We start from the raw sequence: 16,311 nt of genomic DNA, 5'->3' as shown, positions 1-16,311 counted from the left end.
CCTTCCATCCACTCAGAAAGATCTCAGATGAAGAAACTGATTAGCTTTGCGGCCTTGGCCACGCTCGCCTTCGCCGGCGTCGCTCACGCAGCAGACGCCACTTGTGAAGCGCAAGCCGCCGAGAAGAAGCTGCACGGCGCGGCGCAGACCAGCTTTTTGAAGAAGTGCAACGCCGATCATCCGGCCGCTGGCAATCCCGCTTGTGATGCCAAGGCTGCCGAGAAGAAATTGCATGGCGCGGCCAAGACCAGCTTCGTCAAAAAATGCACGGCCGACGGCGGACCCGCTGCCGATGCAGCAGCCCCGGTCGCTGACGCTGCCGCCACTTGCGCAGCCAAGTCTGCCGAGAAGAAGCTGGCCGGCGCGGCCAAGACCAGCTTTGAGAAGAAGTGCGTGGCTGACGCCGCCGCCAAGTAAGCCGTTACTTAACTGATGCCCAAACCGCGTGCCAACATCACGCCGGCTGCGGGTATCAATAAGAGCAGGTGCGCGGTTCGCATGATTTGCGCCCGCACCGCCTTGATCTCTCCCTCGAGCGGCAGCGCGCCTTGATGGTTCAGCTGACCGAGCCAGCGCCTGAAGGCCAGGCTGGGTTTGACCGAGAGCAGCAAGATCAAGAGCATCAGCCCCAGCTTGGCCCACCAAAGCGGCTGGCCGGCGTACCAGGTGGCGCTCTTGATGCCCCAGATCGTGCGCGCCAGGCCGCTGGCCAAGACCAGGGCGCCGGCTGTGAGATAGATTTTGTCCAGCACCACCAGCCGCCGCACGACGGCCGGGTTCAGCCATTCGACGCGGCAAAGGGCCGCCTGGCTGCTGATAAACACCACCACGCTGAGAATGGCAGCGATGTGGAGGTAGGCCAAAATTGCTTCTAGATTCATGCTCATCGTCATCTATTGAGCCAATAGGCATCGTTGCCATAGCTCAGTTTCAAAAAATCTATCCATAAGCGCACGCGCAGCGGTAAGTGTTTGCGCTGCGGGATCAGCACAAAGATGCCATTCGGCGGTGCGGCGAAGCTGCCCAGCACGGCGACCAGCCGGCCGGCCTGGATGTCGGCTTCGACCTCCCAGGTGCTGCGCCAAGCCAGGCCCAGACCGGCCAGACACCAGTCGTGCAGCACTTGGCCGTCGCTGCAATCGAGCCGCCCGCCCGGGCGGGCGAAGATCACTTCGCCGTCAACGCTAAAGGCCCAGCCGCGCGTCTGGCTGGCGTCGGAGCTGAGCATCAGGCAGCTGTGGCGCGCCAGCTCGCTCGGGTGCTGCGGCGTGCCGGCCCGCTTCAGATAGGCCGGGGTGGCGACGCACAGGCGCCGGTTGTCGGCCAGGCGCACGCTGACCAGGCTGGAATCCGGCAGGTCGCCAACGCGCACCGCGCAATCAAAACCTTCGCCACTGATATCGACTACGCGGTCGCTCAGGTTCAGTGAAATGCTGACGTCCGGGTGCTCGGCCAAGAACTCCGGCACCAGGGGCGCCACATGGCGGCGGCCGAAGCCGGCCGGAGCGGTGATGCGCAAATGGCCGCTGGCCTTGACGCCGCCGGCGCTGACGCTGGCTTCGGCGTTGTTGAAGTCGACCAGCAAACGCTGGCAATCTTCCAGAAAAGCGCTGCCTTCATGCGTCAGGCTGATACGCCGCGTGGTGCGCAGCAAGAGTTTGACGCCCAGACGCGACTCCAGCGCATCGATGCGCCGGCCCATCACTGCCGGGGCTACGCCCTCGACTTGTGCCGCGGCGGTCAGGCTGCCGCGGGTGGCTACCAAGACAAAGGATTCGATCTGCTTGAGGCGGTCCATGCCGCTGATTGTGCTGCCGCATGGAGCTAAAAAACTCGTGTTTCGTCTGATTCATGCAAATTAATCAGGTATTCCATGCGTCTGAGGCGATGAATGGCGTCAGCAAAGTCGCATAGATTCTGGGTATCCAGTTTTTTTGTATCGAGGCCCCACACCATGACCGCACGCACCCAAGTCCACGGTTTGCAAGTCGCGACCGAGCTTTTTAACTTCATCGAGCAGCAGGTGCTGCCCGGCACTGGCGTGAATAGCGCTGCTTTCTGGTCCGGCTTCGATGCCATCGTCAGCGACCTGGCGCCCAAGAACATCGCCTTGCTGGCCGAGCGTGACCGTCTTCAAACCGACTTGGATGCTTGGCATCGCACTCACCCCGGCCCGATCACCGACATGCCGGCCTACCGCGCGCATCTGGAGCAGATTGGCTACCTGGTGCCGGCGCCGGGCGCGGTGCAGATCAGCACCGCCCATGTGGACGCGGAGCTGGCGCTGCAGGCCGGTCCGCAACTGGTGGTGCCGATTCTGAACGCCCGCTATGCCTTGAACGCCGCCAATGCGCGCTGGGGCTCGCTGTATGACGCGCTCTATGGCACCGATGTCATCTCGGAGAGCGGCGGCGCCGAAAAAGCTGGCCGCTACAACCCGGTGCGCGGTGAGAAGGTGATCGCCTTTGCCCGTCAGGTCTTGGATCAAGCTGCGCCTTTGTCGAACGGATCACACAAAGATGCCACCGCCTATCGCGTCGAGTCGGGCCGCTTGGTCGTGGCACAGGGTGCGAGCGTCACCGGCCTGGCCGATCCCGCTCAGTTCATCGGCTATCAAGGCGAGGCGGCGGCGCCGACTTCGGTGCTGCTGTGCCACAACGGCCTGCATCTGGACATTCAGATTGATCGAAGCACCGCGATTGGTCAGAGTGACGCCGCGGGGGTCAGCGATCTGATCTTGGAGGCAGCGCTGTCGACGATTCTGGATTTGGAGGACTCGGTCGCTGTTGTCGACGCCGAGGACAAGGTCTTGGCCTACGGCAATTGGCTGGGTATCTTGAGGGGCACGCTGACCGAGGAAGTCAGCAAGGGCGGCAAGACTTTTTCGCGCAGCCTGAACCCCGATCGCGTCTACACCGGCGTCAATGGTGAAAACGGCGGCGAGGTCAAGCTGCATGGCCGCTCGCTGATGTTTGTGCGCAATGTGGGCCACCTGATGACCAATCCGGCCATCCTGTATGGCGCGGGCTTGGAAATTCCCGAAGGCATCATGGACGCCGTCATCACGACGACCATCGCGATTCACGATCTGCAGCGCAAGGGCAATAGCCGCACCGGTTCGGTCTACATCGTCAAGCCCAAGATGCACGGCCCGGCGGAAGTCGCTTTTGCGTCCGAAATCTTCGGCCGCGTCGAGGCCATGCTGGGCCTGCCCGAGAACACCGTCAAGCTCGGCATCATGGACGAAGAGCGCCGCACCAGCGTCAATCTGAAGGCCTGTATAGCTGCAGCCGCCAGTCGCGTTGCCTTCATCAACACCGGTTTCCTGGACCGAACCGGCGACGAGATGCACACCGCCATGCAGGCAGGCCCTATGTTCCGCAAAGGCGATATGAAGACCAGCGCCTGGATTGCGGCCTACGAGCGCAGCAATGTGCTGACGGGCCTCTCCTGCGGCCTGCGTGGCCGCGCCCAGATCGGCAAGGGCATGTGGGCGATGCCCGACCTGATGGCGGCGATGCTGGAGCAAAAGATTGCTCATCCCAAGGCGGGGGCCAATACCGCCTGGGTGCCGTCGCCGACCGCCGCGACGCTGCATGCCTTGCACTATCACCAGGTCAATGTGGCGCAGGTGCAAAAGGAATTGGAGCAAATCGATGCCGACGCCGAGCGCAATTCAATCCTGGATAAATTGCTGCAAATTCCGGTAGTCGCACAAGCGAACTGGTCGGCAGCCGAGATTCAGCAGGAGTTGGACAACAACGCCCAGGGTATTTTGGGCTATGTGGTGCGCTGGGTGGATCAGGGTGTGGGTTGCTCCAAGGTGCCGGATATCCACAATATCGGCCTGATGGAGGATCGTGCCACGCTGAGAATTTCCAGCCAGCACATCGCTAACTGGTTATTGCATGGTGTGACGACCGCCGCGCAGGTGAACGAGACCTTCGAGCGCATGGCTGCGGTGGTGGACGGGCAAAACGCCGGCGACGCGCTTTACCAGCCGATGGCCGGGCACTTCGACAGCTCGGCAGCCTATCAAGCAGCGCTGGACCTGGTCTTCAAGGGCCTGGAGCAGCCCAGCGGCTATACCGAGCCGCTGTTGCATGCTTGGCGGCTGAAAGTGAAGGCAATTAGGGATTGAACTTTCGATTCATGCTGTGTAGGCGAGTCGCATACAGCAACTGGCGGCCGAGTCAGCGGCGGGTGTTGCATCTTTGTCACGGGGACATATCACCATGTCCTTTGGCACGGGGGGGCGGTAAAGTTTTGTTACCAAGAGCCGTTGTTCTGGTCGGATTGGCCCAAAAAAGGCCAGTCATCGGCAGCAGCGATTGTGACAAACCACTACCCCAAGGTTAACTAAAGATGATCAACAAAACTCATAAAACCAGCGCCATAGGCGCTGCTGTTTTTATCGTGATCGGCACAATGGCCGCTGCTGCGCAGGCTCAGACGGCTGAAGCTCAGCAACTGGAGCGTATCGAAATCACCGGCAGCCGCATCAAGCGCATCGACGCCGAGACCTCACAGCCGGTGTTTTCTCTCAATAGAGAAGCGCTGCAGGCTACTGGTTTGACATCGGTCGGCGAAATGATTCAGCAGATCAGCACGAACGGCTCGGCGCTGAACTCTTCTTTCAACAACGGCGGTAACGGCGAATCGCAAGTGAGCTTGCGTAACCTGGGCTCCGGCCGAACCCTCGTCCTCGTTAACGGCAAGCGTTGGGTCGGTGGTACCGGCCTGGGCGGCGCGGTTGACTTGAATACCATCCCTACAGCAGCTGTCGAAAGAATCGACGTGCTGAAAGACGGCGCATCCGCGACTTACGGTTCAGACGCTATCGCTGGCGTGGTGAACGTGATCTTGCGCAAGTCCTTTGAAGGCATGGAGTTCAATGGCTACACAGGTCAGTACGGCAAGGGTGACGGCAAGCGCCAGTCTGTCGACCTGACCATTGGCGGCAACTCGGGCAAAGTTCGCTCGGTGTTGGGCATGGCCTATGTCAAGGAAGACGCTCTCGGAGCAGGCGACCGAGACATCTCTGCGGTCCCCGTCGTGAACACCGGCGTGACCTTCGGCAGCTCGACCATTCCTGGCGGCCGCTTCGGCCTTTGCAAGGGCACTTTCAGCTCTGTGACCGGTCTTTGTACAGGCGGCGAATCGCGTCCAGGCGGCGCTGCGGGTCAGTTCACCTACGATCCAGGCAAAGTTGGCAATGACTGGCGCGCCTACAGCGCTAAGGATAACTACAACTTCGCGCCCGACAACTACCTGGTGACGCCGCAAGAGCGCGCTTCGGTTTTTGGCCGCGTGCAGTACGACATCAGCGACAAGATCACGGCCAGCATGATGGCGGTGTTCAATAACCGCAAGTCCGAGCAGTTGCTGGCTGCGATGCCTATCGTTCTGGGTACCGGCCCTGGCGCCGGCTCTATCCCTAAGACGATTGCGATCAGCAAGGACAGCATGTACAACCCGTTCGGGTTGGATGTGTCCCGTGTGCAGCGTCGTGCGGTTGAAACCGGCGGCCGTTCTTACAAGCAAGACGTCAACACCAGCGGCTTCAACGCCGGCCTGGAAGGCAGCTTCACAATGCTGGAGCGTGATTTCAGCTGGGATGCTGGCGCCACCTATGGCCGCAACAGCCAGCAAGACACGACCAAGGGCTTGTTCAATCTGCTGGCCATGCGTTCCGCACTCGGCCCGTCGATGCTGGATGGCAAGGGTGTTCCGACCTGCGTCAGCAAGGCCGGCGACATCGCGACCCGCGTGCCGGATTGCGTGCCTATGAACCTGTTGGGCGGTGTTGGCTCGATCACGCCGGGCATGCTGGGTTACACCAGCTTTGAGGCGCATGACCTGCGGGGCTCCACGATGTCCCAGGTCTATGCCAATATGTCCGGTGACCTGGTCAAGCTGCCTGCTGGTATGGCCTCCATCGCCTTGGGCGTTGAGCGTCGTAGCGAGTCGGGTTATGACCGTCCGGATGCTTTGATCGCATCGGGCAACACCACGGGCAACGCCCGCACAGCGACTGATGGCAGCTACAACGTCAAAGAGGCTTTCGGTGAGTTGTCGATTCCTTTGCTGAAGGGCCTGCCCTTCGCCAAGATGATTGACCTGTCGGTAGCGACACGTTATTCCGACTATTCCAACTTCGGCAGCACCACCAACAGCAAGGCCGGTTTGCGTTGGCAAGTCGTCGACAGCTTCATGGTTCGTGGTAACTGGGGCCAAGGCTTCCGCGCACCTTCGATCTCTGAGTTGTACCAGGGCGTGTCCGACAGCTTCCCGACCCTGGGCGACCCTTGCTCGACCACCAACGGTGGTGGCTACGCAAAGTTGACCGCCGAGCAAAAGGGCCGTTGCCATGCGCAAGGCGTGCCAGTCGGCGGTTACGACCAAGGCAACTCGCAGATTCGCATCAGCGTTGGCGGCAACACCAATTTGAAGCCTGAATCCTCGACGACCAAGACCCTCGGAGTCGTTTTCGCCCCTGGCTTCTTGACCGGCTTCGACGTGTCGCTGGATTGGTGGAAGATTGACATCAAGGACGGTATCGAGACCATCGGCGCTTCGACCATTTTGGATCGTTGCATCAAGGAAGGCCAAGCAGCTTTTTGCAGCGCGTTCACACGTAACCCAGGCGGCGCCATCAACACCTTGTTGTCTGCCGGCCTGAACTACGCGACGACCAAGGTTGAAGGCTACGACATGACGATTAACTATCGTCTGCCTAAGACTAGCTTCGGTACCTTCGGCTTGGTATTGGATTCGACCTATATGAAGGACTTCACCGATTCCAGTGGTGAAAACCGGGTCGGCAAGTACTTCAACCGTGATAACTACTGGCGTCTGCGTAGCAATTTGAACGCCAACTGGTCTTATGGTGATTTCGGCGCAACCTGGGGTGCGCGTTACTTCGGTGCTCAAACCGAAGACTGCTCCAGGTTGACCGGCGTGGGCCTCGATAACCTGTGCTCGTCACCCAGCACAGATACGACTGATGCGACAAACCGGATCGGCGCAGTGGTCTACCACGATGTGTCAGCTTCGTACAGGGCACCTTGGAAGGGCACGATTACTCTGGGCGTGAACAATCTGTTCGACAAGAACCCACCGATTTCGTACTCGACCGCCAACAACAGCTTTGACCCACAGTACATGATCCCAGGTCGCTTCCTGTATGTCCGCTACGGCCAGAAGTTCTGATCTAAGCAGACTCATTGCTGAGTTAGTCAGCAAGTAAGTTGAAAACGGCTCCTTCGGGGGCCGTTTTTTTTGCCAGCTAAAGTGTCTGTGATGGGCTAGGCAACTTGGCCTCGCCAACCATGCCGTTAACGCCTCCTAAAATACGCCCTCTCCAGAGGAAAAATTGTTAATGTCCCCGTCAGAAGCACTCATTGCCGCCACGCATCTCGCTGTTCCTCCGCGCTGCGACGTTTTGATCATCGGCGCCGGCCCCGCCGGTAGCGCAGCAGCCAGGGTGTTGGCGCAAGCGGGCCTAGATGTATTGCTGGTTGATCAACTGCCCCAAGGCCGCGACAAGATTTGCGGCGATGGGTTGATCCCTGATTCCCACGCCGCTTTGGCTCGCCTGGGTTTGCTCGACCAAGTGATGGCGCGTGCGCAGCCGGTCGCGCATGTCGGCTGCATAGGTCCGCGCGGTGGCCGCATCGACGTGCCCGGTCAGCTGGCTGTACTGCCGCGCAGAATCCTGGACGACATCTTGTGCCAAGGCGCACAGGACGCGGGCGCGAAGTTTGTGGCGCCGGCACGCTTCGAGGCGCCGCTGCTGGATGCTGAAGCGCGCGTGATCGGCGCGACCTTGAAGGTCGGCGACGAATCGAAGGAAGTCCGCGCCGACTGGGTGATCCTGGCCACCGGCGCCGTGCCCAAGGCACTGACGGCCGCCGGACTGTGCGAGCGCCACACGCCCAGTGGCGTAGCACTAAGGGGTTATGTACGCGCGCCCAGCATGGTCGGGCGCATCAAGGCGATGGATGTGGTGTGGACCAAGAAGGTGCGGCCCGGCTATGGCTGGATCTTCCCGGCGCCGGACGGCTGCTTCAATATCGGCGTCGGTGTGGCGGGCAGTCACAAGTCGGAAGACGGCAAAGGCAGCAAGAAAGAGCTGAATCTGCGCAAGATCTTCGACGCCTTTGTTGAGAGCTATCCGCCCGCTGCCGAGTTGATGCGCGAAGGCGAGTTGCTGGGCGAATTGAAGGGTGCGCCGCTTCGTTGCACCTTGACCGGAGCCAAGTGGAGCCGCCCCGGCTTGTTGGTCACCGGTGAAGCGGCCGGTAGCACCTATTCCTTCACCGGCGAAGGGATTGGCAAGGCGATGGAAACCGGCATGCTGGCGGCCGATGCGTTGCTGGCGGGCCGCGCCAACGGTGCCAGCGACGCGCAGATTCGCAAGGCCTATGAGCAAAGCCTGACGGCGCTCAAGCCTAAATTCGACCTTTACGAGCGCGCCAATCAGGTCAACGCCCACCCCTGGTTGATCGACCTCTTGATCTGGCGCGCTAACAAGAGCGAGCGTTTGGTCAAACGGATGAGTGGCGTTTTGAACGAAACCAGCAACCCCGGCAATTTGATCAGCCTGAAGGGCTTCAAGCGCCTGTTCTTCGAAGGGTAAGAGGTTTAAGCCATGTGCCAACTGCTCGGCATGAATGCCAATACGCCCACCGACGTGATGTTCAGCTTCACCGGCTTGGCGAATCGCGCCGACGAGCACAAGGATGGCTTCGGCATTGCCTTCTTCGAGGGCCGCGGCCTGCGCCATTTTGTCGACCACCATAGCGCCCGAGTCTCGCCTCTGGCCGAGTTGGTGCAACGTTATCCGATCAAGAGCGATAACGTCATCGCACATATCCGCAAGGCCACGCAGGGCCAGGTCTCGCTGGAAAACACCCACCCGTTTCAGCGCGAGTTGTGGGGCCGCTACTGGGTGTTCGCGCACAACGGCAATTTGAAAGAGTTCGAGCCGCGCCTGCATGCGGCCTTCAAGCCGGTCGGGCAGACCGACAGCGAGCGTGCCTTTTGCTGGTTGATGCAGGAGCTGGGCAAGGCGCATTGCGATGTGCCTTCGGTCGAGGAGTTGACCCACACGCTGGCCGAGCTGATGCCGCAGCTCAATGCCTTCGGCACCTTCAATATGCTTTTGTCTAATGGCCAAGCGCTATGGGCGCATGGCTCGACACACCTGCACTATCTGCAGCGCCGCCACCCCTTTGGTCGGGTGAATTTGCAGGACGAAGACCTCAGCGTTGACTTTGCCGCGCTGACCACGCAAAACGACCGCGTTGCCATCATCGCGACCGAGCCGCTGACGCGCGACGAGCCCTGGGTGGCGTTCCAGCCGGGCGAGCTGAAGGTGTTTGTCGGCGGTGAGTTGATGTCCTTCTAGCCGCCATTCAACGCGGCGATCCGCTGTTCGCCGCATCCGGCCAGTACACATCGCGAGCCTGGCCTAGACTGCCGGCCATGCGATGCACATCTTCAAACGCTGCCGATGCCGAGGGCAAGCTCAAACTGGACTGGACCCAATGGGTCTGGCCCGGTCCACGACGCGTCTTCACGCCCGAGGAAATGGCCCGCGCTGGCCAGCAGCCCTGGCCCAAGTCGATTGACTATTACGTCTACAGCAATGTGTTGGTGCTGCTGGCGATCAATTACAACGATGTGGCGCGTGGACTGATCCACTGGGCGGCCTTGCTTGCGCTGGGGATGAGCAGCTTGGCCTTGTGGGTGGCCAAGCAACTGTGGCGGCAGCCGACCAGAAATCGATTGAATCTGTATACCGTGGGAAGCGTAGCTTTGCTGACGGCGGTCTTCCTGTTGCTGAAGTTCAAGCCCTTGAGCTTTGTGCCTGCGCTGGAGCGATCAGAACAAAAGGCGCTGGTGCTGATCGTTGCTGCTGTGGGCGTGCTGGCGCTGATATCTTGGTTCTTTCTGGTGCTGATAAGGGCGCAGCAGATTGCCAGTCGCCTGCGTGAGTTGGAGGAGCAAGAACGCCATCTCAAGCTCGCCCGTCGCCTCGCCACCGCGCAGATCCAGCCGCATTTTTTGTTCAACACGCTGGCCTCGGTGCAACATTGGGTCGACACCCAGGACCCGCGTGCGGGCAGCACCTTGCGCTCCTTCACGGCGTACTTGCGCGCCACCTTGCCGATGTTCGAGCGCGAGAGCCTCAGTCTCACCGAGGAGCTTCAGATCGTGCGCAGCTATCTGGAGGTGATGCAAGCGCGCCTGGGCACAAGATTGCAATGGCAGATCGACGTAGGCGCAGGCGTGGACGAATCGCTGCAGCTGCCGCCGGGCCTGCTTTTGACCTTGGTGGAGAACGCCATCGGCCACGGCATTGAGCCCGCGCTGCGCGGCGGCAGCATCACCGTCACTATCGCCCAACCGACCGAGGGGCAGGTCTTGATCGAGGTGCGCGATGACGGCGCTGGCCTGAGCAGCGCTGCTGTGGACGGCTTGGGCCTGCAGAATTCACGCGAGCGGCTGCAGCAGCTCTATGGCGAGCGCGCGCGTCTGAGCTTGAAGCCCTTGACTCCTGGTTGTTCGGCAAGCCTGGAGATTCATACCGTGGAGTCCAAACCATGAAGAACATCAAAGCCCTGATCGCTGATGACGAAGAAGGCCCGCGCGAGCAACTGCGCGCCGCTTTGAAGCGCCTGTGGCCGGAACTGGACATCGTGGCTGCCAGCGAGAACGGTGTCGATGCCTGGGACGATTATTTGGAACATGAGCCGGCCCTGTGCTTTCTGGATATCCGCATGCCGGGTCTGAGCGGGCTGGAGGTGGCGCGCCGCATGAGCGAGCTGGCCGCGCCGCCGCAAGTGGTGTTCGTGAGCGCCTATGGCGACCATGCGCTGTCGGCGTTTGAAGCTGGGGCGGTTGATTACTGTTTGAAGCCGGTTGAAGACGCGCGCTTGGCGCAGGCCGTCCAGCGGGTGCAGGCACGTTTGAGCGCGGCCGCTCCCCAAGCGGGCGATCTGCAAAAACTGCTGCAGCAGTTGCTGCCTCCGGCCAAGCCGGTCTCAAGGCCTATCCAAGCCTCGCTGGGCCGCGAGATCAAGTTGATCGCGCCCGAGGAGGTGATCTATTTCGAGAGCGACAACCGCTACACCCGCGTCGTCTACCAGGGCGGCGAGGCGCTGATCCGTACACCACTCAAGGAACTGCTGGCCGGGCTGGATGCCGACGCGTTCTGGCAGTTGCACCGCAGCGTCTTGGTCAATAGCCGCTGCATCGCCAGCGCGGTGCGGGTGGATGAAAACGCCATGCACGTCACGCTGAAGGGCCGCGAGGAGAAGTTGCCGGTGTCGCGGCAATTTCAGGGCTTGTTCAAGGGGCAGTAGCAGCAAGATGTTCAATTTCATCCATCCCAAACCACTGCTGCGTGGCCGAGCCGAGGTTGTACAAACCGTTCGGCAAAGCGCCTTGCGAACCAGCTTGCCCGATACCTTGATTGCCAAGGCGCGTGCCGAGCTAGCCCCAGAAGAGCGGGCCCAAAAGACCTTGGCCAGCTCGGCAGCAAAGTAGCCGTTTGTTGCTGCGCTTGGTTTTGAATTGCCTTTGCGGCGAGCTACGGGCAGCCCCTGCTATACAAGTCACAAGCTTTAGGCAGAATGGGTCGATCGCTTTCACCTCAACGAGCTCTCCCCTATGGCCGCATTGCCCATCCCCCGCTTCGATGAGTTCTACCGTTACGAGCCGCTGACCGAGCTGCTGTTTGCCTATGCCGCAGCGCGGCCGAATCTGGTTTCGGTGCGCTCGATCGGCCGCAGCCATGAGGGCCGGGACATTTGGGTCTTGGTGCTGACCAACACCGCCACCGGCGCCGATGTCGACAAGCCCGCCTTCTGGCTCGACGGCAATATCCACGCCGCCGAGCTGACCGCTTCGACCACCTGCCTCTACTACCTGCACCACCTGATCTCCGGCTACGACACCGATGCTCAAGTGACCCAGCTGCTGGACACCCGCGCCATCTATATGGTGCCGCGCCTGAACCCCGACGGTGCCGAGCTGGCGCTGGCTGACCGGCCCCGCCATATCCGCTCCTCGACCCGACCCTATCCCTATGACGAACAGCCGGTCGAGGGTCTGACGCCGGAGGACATCGACGGCGACGGCCGCATTCTGAGCATGCGCGTGCCCGACCCGCATGGCACTTACAAAAAGCATGCCGACGAACCGCGCCTGCTGGTGGCGCGCGAGCCGGGCGAGTTTGGCGGCGAGTATTACCGCCTGTTGCCCGAGGGCTTCATCAAGAACCACGACGGCTTGACCGTGACGGTCAACAAGGACCGCGAGGGCCTGGACCTGAACCGTAACTTCCCATCCGAGTGGCGGCAGGAATACAAGCAGGTCGGCGCTGGCCCGTTTCCGACCAGCGAGCCCGAGGTGCGGGCGATGGTGGAGTTCATCACCACCCACCCGAATATCGGTGCGGCGATCAGTTATCACACCCACAGCGGCGTGATCCTGCGGCCGATGGGCGGGCACAGCGATGACGACATGATCCCGGAGGACCTGTGGGCCTACAAGCGCTTCTCCGCCTTGGGCGAAAAGCACAGCGGCTACCCGGCGATCAGCATCTGGCACGACTTCAAATACCACCCCAAGGAAGTCATCACCGGCACGCAGGACTGGGTCTATGAACATCTGGGCGCGCTGTTCTGGGTGGTGGAGCTGTGGTCACCGAACAAAGAGGCCGGCATCGAGGGTTATAAATGGATCGACTGGTACCGCGATCATTCGGTCGAAGACGATTTGAAACTGCTCAAGTGGAGCGACGAGCAATGCGGCGGCAAGGCCTATGTGGACTGGACCGAGTTCCATCATCCCCAACTCGGTGACGTCGAGATTGGTGGTTGGGACAAGATGAACTACTGGCGCAATCCTCCCCCCTGGCTGCGCGAGCGCGAGGCGGCCCGCTTCCCGGCCTGGATGAACCAGATTGCATTGAGCTTGCCCAAACTGGAGCTGCTGCGCACCGAAGTGAGGGCTTTGGGCCCCGACACCTGGCGCATCCGCATGGCGGTGGCCAATAGCGGCTATCTGCCGGCCTATGTGACCAAGCGGGCCTTGGAGCGCAAGGTGGTGCGCGGCGTGATGTTCGAGATCCATCTGCCTGCGCTCAATCCAGCCGTTAGCCTGGTCAGCGGCAAAGAGCGCATGGAAGGCCCGCAGCTCGAAGGCCATGGCCCCAAGTCCTCTCAGCAGGCCTTTCTGCCCAACCGTGACCTGACTGCCGACCGGGCGGTCGGCGAGTGGGTGGTGCGCGCGCCCAAGGGCACAAGGCTGGCGCTGACGGCCAGCGCGGAGCGGGCGGGTACGGTGAGGACGGAAGTAAGCCTAGATTGATTTGCCCCAACAGATGAAGCGGGTTGGCGGGTTAGAGGGTCAAGCCAAGCCCTGCTCATCCAGCCAGGCTTGCAAAGTCTCCGGCAGTGCCTCGCGCTCTTCATCCGAGGGCCAGGGCGCACCGGCGGCCAACAGTGCTTGCAGCGCGCCCAAGTAGTCGCCCCCGGGTTGGGGCAGATGCACGGCGGCATGCTGCAAGCTGCCCATCACATCGCCGCCAAAGCCGTTGCGCTCTTCCCAGCTGGCGCCGTGAGCAAGCAGCAGTTGCACCAGGGCCGCGTCGCCGTTGAAGGCGGCCTGGTTGAGCGCACTGGCTTGCCAATCGCCCTGTACCGCGACCGGCCAGCCCAGTGACAGCATCAGGGCCACCGACGCCTTTGCTCGGCGCTGCGCTTGGTCGGGCAGCAGCCTCAGCTCTTGGGCCGTCAGCTGCTGATCAAGCAAGTCGGCTTGCTCTTGCAGCAAGGCGCGAGCGCTGGCTTCATCAGCGGCCGCGCAGGCGGCCAGGAAGCGCTCTTTTGCGGAGGCTAGCTCGGGCTGGGCGCCTTGTGCCGCCAACAGTTCTAGGGCTTCAAGCTCACCCAACAGCGCCGCCAATGTGGCCGGCGTGCGGCCTTCGGCATCGCGTGCCGAAAGATCGGCGCCCTGCGCGATCAGCTGGCTCAGGCAGGCCGCCGAGCGGCCCCGGCGCAGCGCATGGTGCAGCGCGGTCGCGCCCTCGGGGCCGGCTTCATTGACATCGGCGCCTAGACTTAGCGCCAGGGCGAGCCCAGCGGGGTCCTCAAAATCGAGCAGGCGCAATAACGCGTTAGTGCCCTGCCAGCGCGCACCATGGGCCATCAGCTGACGGATCTGCAGCGCGGCTCGGCTGCGGTCGGCGTCTTCGCAGGCGTGATACAGCGATTCACCGTCATTCGGGTTGGCACCGGCAGCCAGCAGCGCGGCGGCGAGCTCGGGGCTTTGCGCCCGGGCGATGGCGCCATAGAGCAGCGGCAGCCCTGGCGGCTCGGTCGGCGCTGGAGTGGGCTCAATGTCGGGGTCGGGCATGCGCAGCGCATCGAGATCGCTGCCAGCTTGAGCACAGTCCACGAGCAAGGCTTGGGCGCTGCGCATCAAGCCGCTCGCCCAGAGCTCGCCCAGGCGATGCAGGCTGGAGAAGCACACGTACGCCAAGGCCGGCGCATCGAACGGAGGCAGGCGCTGGCCCGCAGCGGGCAGGGCTTCCAACGTTTCCAGCTCACCCCGCACCATAGCCAGCGCGGCGCGCAGGTCCGGCGGGCAGGGGCCGCGCAAACGCTGCAGCAGCGCCAAGGCGCGCAAGGGCTGCGGGCTGTCCCAGCCCCGGCCCAGCGCCAAAGCCAGGCAGCGCGTTACCAAAGCGGCGTTGTCGAGCTGGCGTGCCTCCTGCTGCGCGATGACGGCGCGGTGCAGGGCGGGCCAACTGGGGAAGCCCAGCTCGCGTGCAATCGCCAGTTGGGCCAGGCTGAGGCTGGGCGGCGCGGCGGCATCGTCGCGCCGGTAGGGCGCAGCGCGTTCCAGGCTGGGGTGATCTCCGGCACGCCAGGCGCGCAGCAGTTCACGCGCTTGGCGCTTGAGTTGCTGCAGATCGGCTAGGTCGGGAAGGGCGGGAAGCTCAGGAACCTCGGGCGAGGTGGGCTGCGCTGCAGCCCCGTGATGGCTCGTAGTCAAGGGAAACCTCCATGCGTGTAGAGCCTGCGATCCGCGCGATCAGGCCGCACAAAGGCAAAACAGCGGAAGTGAAGTTTGAGCGGACGCGGTCTTGATGAACTCGCGTCCGTCCGGGTGGGCTCAGCCCTGCCTGCGGATCCAGCAGCGCCCCGGCTGGCGCTGGATCAGAGTGTGCCATAACTGAGAGACAGTGCGGTGGCTAAATGTGGCGCTAGATGCGGCGCTTGCGGACCCAGCAGCGTGAAACCCCCGGCGATGTCGTTGAAGCTGGCCGCGCGCGTGGTCGCTTCATGGTCAACCCCGCACCGTACGACGGCGCCAGGCCAGCATGCCGATGCCTCCAGCCATTAGCGCCCAGGTCGCGGGCTCGGGCACGGGCGCGCTTGTGTAGGGGTTGGGGCCTGCCGCCTGGCTGTAGTCGAAGCCGCTCGTATCGCTGAGCAGTGCCAGCTGGAAGTCGGTGGGAAGTGCGACCTGTTGGCCTGCGCTGTCGAAGCCGGTGATGCTGGACACGCCACCCCAACGCAGGGTGTGGCCGAAATCCGCAGCGCCGCTTGAGCCGACCCTGCCGTACACATTGGCCTGCACGTACGCCTCTGCGTAGAGATTGAGGTCCACCACCTGGCCGAGCGACACCATGAAACTGGCGGTGAGACCGCCGGTGTTTCTATCCCAGACTTCTTCCGGGCGATTTATAAATTTGGACTCCCCGGCTTCGCCCTTGCCCGAAGCATTCGCGACCGACCAGCTGTACTTGTAGTAGGCCCCGCCAAAGGAAGTAAGTTCGGCCCTTCCTGGATTGGGCTGCCAATCGAATTGAGCGCTGCCATGGGCCAAGATCGGCACGGTCAGCAAGAAGGATGTGGCACTGCCCACGTCGGCGACTTGACCCAGCGTGACCCGAAAACTGTCCGAAAAAGAGGCCGAGCCCCTTGCACTCGTCGAAGTAACTTTGTCGCAACACTCTCCGCCTGTGACCGACGCAAAGGCCGATGCCCCGACGCCACCGCGGAACTCATAACCATTTCCTTCGGCAAAACCGCTCTGGTGGTTGAACTTGGCCGTTGCAAATCCCGGTCTTGTCATCGTATTACCCACACCACTGGCGCTGGCCGTGGCCGCATGCGAGGGTGCTGCCTGCAGGAGCGAGGCCAGAGCGGCCAAGGCCAAAGACGTTTTTCCCCAGGTCGGCAAGGCTGGCTGAACGACGGTGGCGGGGGAGAGTAGTGGGGTCATGTT

Annotated in this window: 13 protein-coding genes; 9 read left to right on the top strand and 4 right to left on the bottom strand. The window is 62.1% G+C overall.

What is annotated here, in order from left to right; genetic code table 11:
- Positions 1-27 precede the first annotated feature (27 nt).
- Positions 28-417, top strand: a complete 390-nt coding sequence (locus LNV08_RS23090) for a hypothetical protein (protein WP_318014133.1) — start codon at positions 28-30, stop codon at positions 415-417.
- Between the two features lie 8 nt (positions 418-425).
- On the opposite strand, the gene LNV08_RS17085 is transcribed toward LNV08_RS23090, so the two are convergent.
- Positions 426-881 carry a DUF2214 family protein gene (locus tag LNV08_RS17085; RefSeq protein WP_263534939.1) on the bottom strand — a complete coding sequence of 152 codons (456 nt, stop codon included), beginning with the start codon at positions 879-881 and terminating at the stop codon, positions 426-428.
- A gap of 8 nt (positions 882-889) precedes the next feature.
- Positions 890-1,798, bottom strand: coding sequence for a LysR family transcriptional regulator (locus tag LNV08_RS17080; protein WP_263534938.1), 909 nt, complete (start codon positions 1,796-1,798; stop codon positions 890-892).
- A 156-nt stretch (positions 1,799-1,954) separates the two neighbouring features.
- Here LNV08_RS17080 and LNV08_RS17075 point away from each other — a divergent pair, with 156 nt between their 5' ends.
- The 8 genes from LNV08_RS17075 (at position 1,955) to LNV08_RS17040 (ending at position 13,383) form a co-directional block, all read left to right on the top strand.
- The gene (locus LNV08_RS17075; RefSeq protein WP_263534937.1) at positions 1,955-4,141 is read left to right on the top strand and encodes a malate synthase G; all 2,187 of its coding nucleotides are present in this window, start codon (positions 1,955-1,957) and stop codon (positions 4,139-4,141) included.
- A gap of 224 nt (positions 4,142-4,365) precedes the next feature.
- Entirely contained in the window at positions 4,366-7,212 is a 2,847-nt protein-coding gene (locus LNV08_RS17070) for a TonB-dependent receptor domain-containing protein (RefSeq protein ID WP_263534936.1), read from the top strand.
- A 169-nt stretch (positions 7,213-7,381) separates the two neighbouring features.
- Entirely contained in the window at positions 7,382-8,641 is a 1,260-nt protein-coding gene (locus LNV08_RS17065) for an NAD(P)/FAD-dependent oxidoreductase (RefSeq protein ID WP_263534935.1), read from the top strand.
- Positions 8,642-8,653: 12 nt separating this feature from the next.
- A complete protein-coding gene (locus LNV08_RS17060) occupies positions 8,654-9,412 on the top strand; it encodes a class II glutamine amidotransferase (RefSeq protein WP_263534934.1) in 759 nt (252 codons plus the stop codon).
- A 77-nt stretch (positions 9,413-9,489) separates the two neighbouring features.
- Entirely contained in the window at positions 9,490-10,614 is a 1,125-nt protein-coding gene (locus tag LNV08_RS17055) for a sensor histidine kinase (RefSeq protein ID WP_263534933.1), read from the top strand.
- Positions 10,611-11,372 (top strand): LytR/AlgR family response regulator transcription factor, encoded by a 762-nt coding sequence (locus LNV08_RS17050; RefSeq protein WP_263534932.1) that lies wholly within the window; start codon positions 10,611-10,613, stop codon positions 11,370-11,372. Before LNV08_RS17055 ends, LNV08_RS17050 begins: the two co-directional genes overlap by 4 nt.
- A gap of 7 nt (positions 11,373-11,379) precedes the next feature.
- Positions 11,380-11,556 carry a hypothetical protein gene (locus LNV08_RS17045; protein ID WP_263534931.1) on the top strand — a complete coding sequence of 59 codons (177 nt, stop codon included), beginning with the start codon at positions 11,380-11,382 and terminating at the stop codon, positions 11,554-11,556.
- A gap of 123 nt (positions 11,557-11,679) precedes the next feature.
- The gene (locus LNV08_RS17040; protein WP_263534930.1) at positions 11,680-13,383 is read left to right on the top strand and encodes a M14 family metallopeptidase; all 1,704 of its coding nucleotides are present in this window, start codon (positions 11,680-11,682) and stop codon (positions 13,381-13,383) included.
- Positions 13,384-13,422: 39 nt separating this feature from the next.
- Here LNV08_RS17040 and LNV08_RS17035 read toward each other — a convergent pair whose 3' ends face one another.
- Together LNV08_RS17035 and LNV08_RS17030 are read right to left on the bottom strand one after the other, a co-directional pair.
- Complete coding sequence (locus LNV08_RS17035; protein ID WP_263534929.1) at positions 13,423-15,072, bottom strand: ankyrin repeat domain-containing protein; 1,650 nt, start codon at positions 15,070-15,072, stop codon at positions 13,423-13,425.
- Between the two features lie 294 nt (positions 15,073-15,366).
- A complete protein-coding gene (locus LNV08_RS17030) occupies positions 15,367-16,308 on the bottom strand; it encodes a PEP-CTERM sorting domain-containing protein (protein WP_263534928.1) in 942 nt (313 codons plus the stop codon).
- Positions 16,309-16,311: the final 3 nt, after the last annotated feature.

The organism is Paucibacter sp. TC2R-5 (assembly GCF_025717605.1).
Classification (GTDB): Bacteria; Pseudomonadota; Gammaproteobacteria; order Burkholderiales; family Burkholderiaceae_C; genus Paucibacter_A; species Paucibacter_A albus.
Note: the sequence above shows the minus strand (reverse complement) of the source record. Positions and strands in the feature narration are given on the sequence as shown.

Excerpts from the sequence above, each read along its gene's own strand:
- LNV08_RS23090 (WP_318014133.1), top strand. The coding sequence starts at position 28 with ATGAAGAAACTGATTAGCTTTGCGGCCTTGGCCACGCTCGCCTTCGCC.
- LNV08_RS17085 (WP_263534939.1), bottom strand. The coding sequence starts at position 881 with ATGAATCTAGAAGCAATTTTGGCCTACCTCCACATCGCTGCCATTCTC.
- LNV08_RS17080 (WP_263534938.1), bottom strand. The coding sequence starts at position 1,798 with ATGGACCGCCTCAAGCAGATCGAATCCTTTGTCTTGGTAGCCACCCGC.
- LNV08_RS17075 (WP_263534937.1), top strand. The coding sequence starts at position 1,955 with ATGACCGCACGCACCCAAGTCCACGGTTTGCAAGTCGCGACCGAGCTT.
- LNV08_RS17070 (WP_263534936.1), top strand. The coding sequence starts at position 4,366 with ATGATCAACAAAACTCATAAAACCAGCGCCATAGGCGCTGCTGTTTTT.
- LNV08_RS17065 (WP_263534935.1), top strand. The coding sequence starts at position 7,382 with ATGTCCCCGTCAGAAGCACTCATTGCCGCCACGCATCTCGCTGTTCCT.
- LNV08_RS17060 (WP_263534934.1), top strand. The coding sequence starts at position 8,654 with ATGTGCCAACTGCTCGGCATGAATGCCAATACGCCCACCGACGTGATG.
- LNV08_RS17055 (WP_263534933.1), top strand. The coding sequence starts at position 9,490 with ATGCGATGCACATCTTCAAACGCTGCCGATGCCGAGGGCAAGCTCAAA.
- LNV08_RS17050 (WP_263534932.1), top strand. The coding sequence starts at position 10,611 with ATGAAGAACATCAAAGCCCTGATCGCTGATGACGAAGAAGGCCCGCGC.
- LNV08_RS17045 (WP_263534931.1), top strand. The coding sequence starts at position 11,380 with ATGTTCAATTTCATCCATCCCAAACCACTGCTGCGTGGCCGAGCCGAG.
- LNV08_RS17040 (WP_263534930.1), top strand. The coding sequence starts at position 11,680 with ATGGCCGCATTGCCCATCCCCCGCTTCGATGAGTTCTACCGTTACGAG.
- LNV08_RS17030 (WP_263534928.1), bottom strand. The coding sequence starts at position 16,308 with ATGACCCCACTACTCTCCCCCGCCACCGTCGTTCAGCCAGCCTTGCCG.